Origin of the sequence: Streptomyces sp. NPDC020845, from assembly GCF_044334165.1 — a bacterium.
Lineage (GTDB): Bacteria > Actinomycetota > Actinomycetes > Streptomycetales > Streptomycetaceae > Streptomyces.
On sequence record NZ_JBIRSJ010000065.1, the window covers coordinates 1 to 5,164 of the forward strand.

Sequence of the window (5,164 nt, forward strand, 5' to 3'; positions counted from 1 at the left end):
AGGAGAGCATCACCTGGAACAGCGGATGCCGCGCCATCGACCGCTCCGGGTTCAACACCTCCACCAACCGCTCGAACGGCACATCCTGATGCGCGTAGGCGGCCAGGTCCGTCTCCCGCACCCGCTCCACCAGCTCACGGAACGTGGGATCACCACTCACATCCGTACGCAGCACCAGCGTGTTGACGAAGAAGCCGACCAGATCGTCCAGAGCGTCATCCGTACGCCCGGCGATCGGGGTACCGATGGGGATATCAGTGCCCGCGCCTATCCGGGTGAGCAGGACGGCCAGGGCGGCCTGGACGGTCATGAAGACGCTCGCTCCGCTGCCCTGCGCCAGCTCGACCAGCCGCCCATGCACCCCGGCCGGCACCCGCACCCCCACACTCCCACCCACATGCGACGCCACCGCCGGCCGCGGCCGGTCCACCGGCAGCTCCAGCTGCTCCGGCAGGCCCGCCAGGGCAGTCGTCCAGTAGGCCAGCTGCTGCGATATCACACTGTCCGGGTCGTCTTCGCTACCCAGCACCTCACGCTGCCACAGGGCGTAGTCCGCGTACTGCACCGGCAGCGCTCGCCATCCGGGTGCCTCGCCGTTGGTGCGGGCCTGGTAGGCGGTGGTCAGGTCGCGGGCGAAAGGGGCCATCGACCAGCCGTCAGCGGCGATGTGGTGTACGACTGCCAGCAGTACGTACTCATCGGGCGCCACGACGAACAGCCGTACCCGCAGCGGAAGGTCACACGAGAGGTCGAACCCGGCGCGAGCCTCCTTTATCAGCGCTTCGGCCAGGTCCTCGTCGGCCACATCCAACACCTGGAACACCGATGCGACGTTGCCTTGAAGGATGTGCTGACGGGGGTGGCCGTCGGTCTGGGGGAAGAGTGTCCGCAGGCTCTCATGCCGCCCGACCACATCCCCCACGGCCAGGCGCACGGCGTTGGTGTCCAGTTGGCCGCGTAGCCGTAGCGACATGGGGATGTTGTAGGTGCCGGAGGGGCCTTCGAGTTGGCCGAGGAACCACAGTCGGCGTTGCGCGAAGGACACAGGTACGGTCTCGGGGCGTGGCCTGCCGGTCAATGGCTGGCGTGCCAGGCTGGTTTCTTGATCTGCTCGTGCGCTCAGTCCCGCGACGGTCGGAGACTCGAAGAGCGCGCGGATGCCGAGCTCCAGGCCCAGGGTGGTGCGGATGCGGCTGATGAGGCGGGTGGCGAGGAGGGAGTGTCCGCCGAGGGAGAAGAAGTTGTCGTCGATGCCGATGTCGGCGACACCCAGCACTTCCGCGAACAGCCCGCACAGGATCTCCTCGCGCGGTGTGCGCGGGGCGCGGCGGGTGAGTGCGGTGGTGTAGTCGGGGGCGGGCAGGGTCTTGCGGTCCAGCTTGCCGTTCGGGGTCAGGGGCAGCCGTTCGAGTACGACGAGTGCTGAGGGGACCATGTAGTCCGGCAGTCGGCCCCTGGCCACTTCCAGCACCTGTGCGGCGTCAAGCCCCACACCTGCGTCCGTGGGCACCACATAGCCGACCAGACGCCGGTCTCCGGGCCGGTCCTCCCGTACCAGGACGGCGGTCTGCGCCACGGCGTCGTGCGCCGCCAGGACGCTCTCCACCTCACCGGGCTCGATACGGAAGCCACGCACCTTGACCTGGGCGTCCGCACGCCCCACGAAGTCCAGTTGCCCGTCCGCCCGCCACCGGACCACATCGCCTGTCCGGTACATCCGCGACCCCGCCGCCGTGCCGAACGGATTCGCCACAAACCGCTCCGCCGTCAGGCCGGGCCGCCCCAGATATCCTCGGGCCAGTTGCGCGCCGGCGATGTAGAGCTCGCCGGGCACCCCCACCGGCACTGGTTGCAGCGTCGCGTCCAGCACATACACCTGTGTGTTCCACACGGGGTGACCGATGGGGGGAGCGGTGGTGAGCTCATCGTCGGTGAACCATGACGTGGAGTAGACGGTGGCTTCGGTGGGCCCGTAGCAGTTCGCGAGCAGACCTCCCGGAACGGCGGCACGAATGGCGTTCGCCACGTGCGGCGTGATGGCCTCGCCGGCCAACACCACCGTTCCCGCGTCAATGTTCCCACCGCTGCTGAGGAGAGTTGAGACAACGGAAGGAACACCGCTGATGAGGCAGGAAGACCCGCTGCTCGGCACACTGCCACCAAGAGCGAGCAGGTCGCGGACCACCTCGACGCGTCCGCCAGTGATGAGCGGCGTGAAGAGCTCGAAGACCGAGACGTCGAAGTTGAGAGATGTCGAGACGTACACATGAGTCAATCGCTCGGGCCCGAATTCGGAGGCGGCCCAGGTGATGAGATTGACCACGCTCCGCTGCCGGACCGCCACGCCCTTGGGGCGGCCGGTCGAGCCGGAGGTGTAGATGACGTAGGCGGGATGCTGGGGGAGCAGGCTGCCCGTGCGGTCGGCGTCCACGACATCCGCATCGTCGTATCGAGCGGCCCACTCGTCATCCACTCTCAGCCGAGGCAGATCGTCGGCTGGGGGGAGGGCGGCGGATGTGGTGGTGTCGGTGACCAGGAGTGTGGGGACCGCGTCCTGGAGCATGTAGTGAATACGGTCGGTGGGGTAGTCCGGGTCGATGGGGAGGTACCCCGCGCCCGCCTTGAGGATGGCCAGCAGCGTTACGACCAGTTGGGCCGAGCGTGGCAGGGCCACCGCCACCAGCCGCTCCGGCCCGGCGCCCTGGGCGATCAGATACCGCGCCAGCCGGTTCGCTCGGGCGTTGAGGTCAGCGTACGTAACCTCCTGGCCTTCGAAGACGACCGCGACCGCGTCGGGGGTGCGCTTGACCTGGGCTTCGAAGAGCTCGGGCAGCAGGGCGTCCGGGAGCGGGCGTGCGGTGTCGTTCCACTGGGTGAGGACCTGGTGCCGTTCGGCCTCGCCGAGTATGTCGATCTGGCTGACTCGGGTGTCCGGATCGGCGGTGACTGTCGCCAGGACGTGGACGAGCCGTGTGGCCAGCGCCTCGATGGTGGTGGGGTGGAAGAGGTCGGTGCGGTAGTCGAGGTGTCCGGTGAGGCCGTCGGCGGCGCCGTCCGCGGCGCGGTGCTCACTGAGATTGACGGTCAGGTCGAATTTGGCGGCGGTGCCACCCAAGGGCTGGCGGGTGACGTGGAGGCCGGGGAGGTCGAGGTTGGGGTGGGTGTTGTTCTGGAGGGCGAGCATCACCTGGAACAGGGGGTGATGTGCCAGGGAGCGTTGCGGGTTGAGTACTTCCACGAGGCGTTCGAAGGGCACGTCCTGGTGTGCGTAGGCGGCCAGGTCCGTTTCCCGTACGCGTTCGATGAGTTCGCGGAAGGTGGGGTCGCCACTGGTGTCCGTACGCAGGACAAGGGTGTTGACGAAGAAGCCGACCAGATCGTCCAGCGCGTCGTCGGTGCGTCCGGCGATGGGTGTGCCGATCGGGATGTCGTGGCCCGCGCCCATGCGGCTCAGAAGAACGGCCAAGGCGGCCTGGACGGTCATGAAGATGCTTGCGCCGCTGTCGTGGGCCAGCTCCACCAGCCGGGCGTGTACGGGCGCCGGCACGCGCAGCGCCACGCTGTCGCCCTCGTACGACGCTACGGCGGGCCTGGGGCGGTCGACCGGCAGCTCCAGCTGCTCGGGCACGCCGGCCAGGGTGGTGGCCCAGTACTCCAGCTGGGCGTTGACCAGGCTGTCGGGGTCGTCTTCGTGGCCGAGGATTTCCTGCTGCCAGAGGGTGTAGTCCGCGTACTGCACCGGCAGCGCGCGCCATCCGGGTGCCTTGCCGCCGGCGCGGGCCTGGTAAGCGGTGGTCAGGTCGCGGGCGAAAGGTGCCATCGACCAGCCGTCGGCGGCGATGTGATGTACGACCGCCAGCATTACGTGGTCGTCCGGCCCGAGCACGAACAGCCGTACGCGCAGCGGCAGCTCGAGGCCGAGATCGAACCCAGTGGCGGCCTCCCGCTTCAGCGCCTCCGCCAAGTCTTCCTCGGCGACGTCCAGCACTTCGAACACCGATGTCGCGTCGCCGTGGAGGATGCGCTGGTAGGGCTGGCCGTCGTGCTGGGGGAAGACCGTACGCAGGCTCTCATGCCGCTCGACCACGTCGGTCAGGGCCAGACGCAGGGCGTCGGTGTCCAGTTGGCCGCGTAGCCGCAGCGACATGGGGATGTTGTAGGTGCCGGAGGGGCCTTCGAGTTGGCCGAGGAACCACAGTCGGCGTTGAGCGAAGGAGACGGGTACGGTTTCGGGCCGGGTTTGGGTGGTGAGTTTGGGGCGTGTGGTGTGGCCGTTGGATGTGTGGAGGTGTTCGGCGAGTCCGGCCACGGTGGGTGTTTCGAAGAGGGCGCGGATGGTGAGTTCGACGTCCAGGGTGGTGCGGATGCGGCTGATGAGGCGGGTGGCGAGGAGGGAGTGTCCACCGAGGGAGAAGAAGCTGTCATCGATGCCGACGTCGGGGACCGCGAGGACTTCGGCGAAGAGACCGCACAGGATCTCCTCGTGCGGTGTGCGGGGCGCTCGGCGGGTGGTGGATGTGGTGTAGTCGGGGGCGGGCAGGGCCTTGCGGTCCAGCTTGCCGTTCGGGGTCAGGGGCAGGCGTTCGAGGGTGATGAGTGCGGTGGGCACCATGTAGTCGGGGAGCCGGTCCCTGGCCACCCCCAGCACCTGAGTGGTGTCAACTCCCACTTCCGTATCCGTCGGCACCACATAGCCGACCAGACGCTTGTCGCCGGGCTGGTCTTCACGAACGAGGACGGCGGCTTGGGCAACCGCGTCATGGGCGGTCAGGGTGGCTTCGATTTCGCCGGGTTCGATGCGGAAGCCGCGGATTTTGATTTGGGTGTCGGTGCGGCCGAGGTGTTCGAGTGTGCCGTTGGTGTTCCAGCGGGCGAGGTCGCCGGTGCGGTACATGCGGGTGCCGGGTGAGCCGAAGGGGTCGGGGACGAAGCGTTCGGCTGTGGTGGCGGGTTGGTTGATGTAGCCGTGGGCGAGGCCGGTTCCGGCGATGTACAGCTCGCCTGCGACTCCTGGGGGTACGGGGCGCAGGGTGTTGTCCAGGACGTAGGTGCGGGTGTTGTCCATGGGTCGGCCGATGGGGACCGAGGTGCCGGGTGGTGTGGCGGGGGTCATGAGGTGCTGGGTGGCGCACAGGGTGATCTCCGTGGGCCCGTACAGCGATCG

The 5,164-nt window shown here is 68.2% G+C and carries 1 protein-coding gene; it reads right to left on the reverse strand.

Translation table 11 applies throughout. From position 1 onward, the window contains the following. A partial coding sequence (locus ACH4U7_RS53020; protein WP_398534916.1) for an amino acid adenylation domain-containing protein occupies positions 1-5,164 on the reverse strand: 5,164 nt, incomplete at both ends.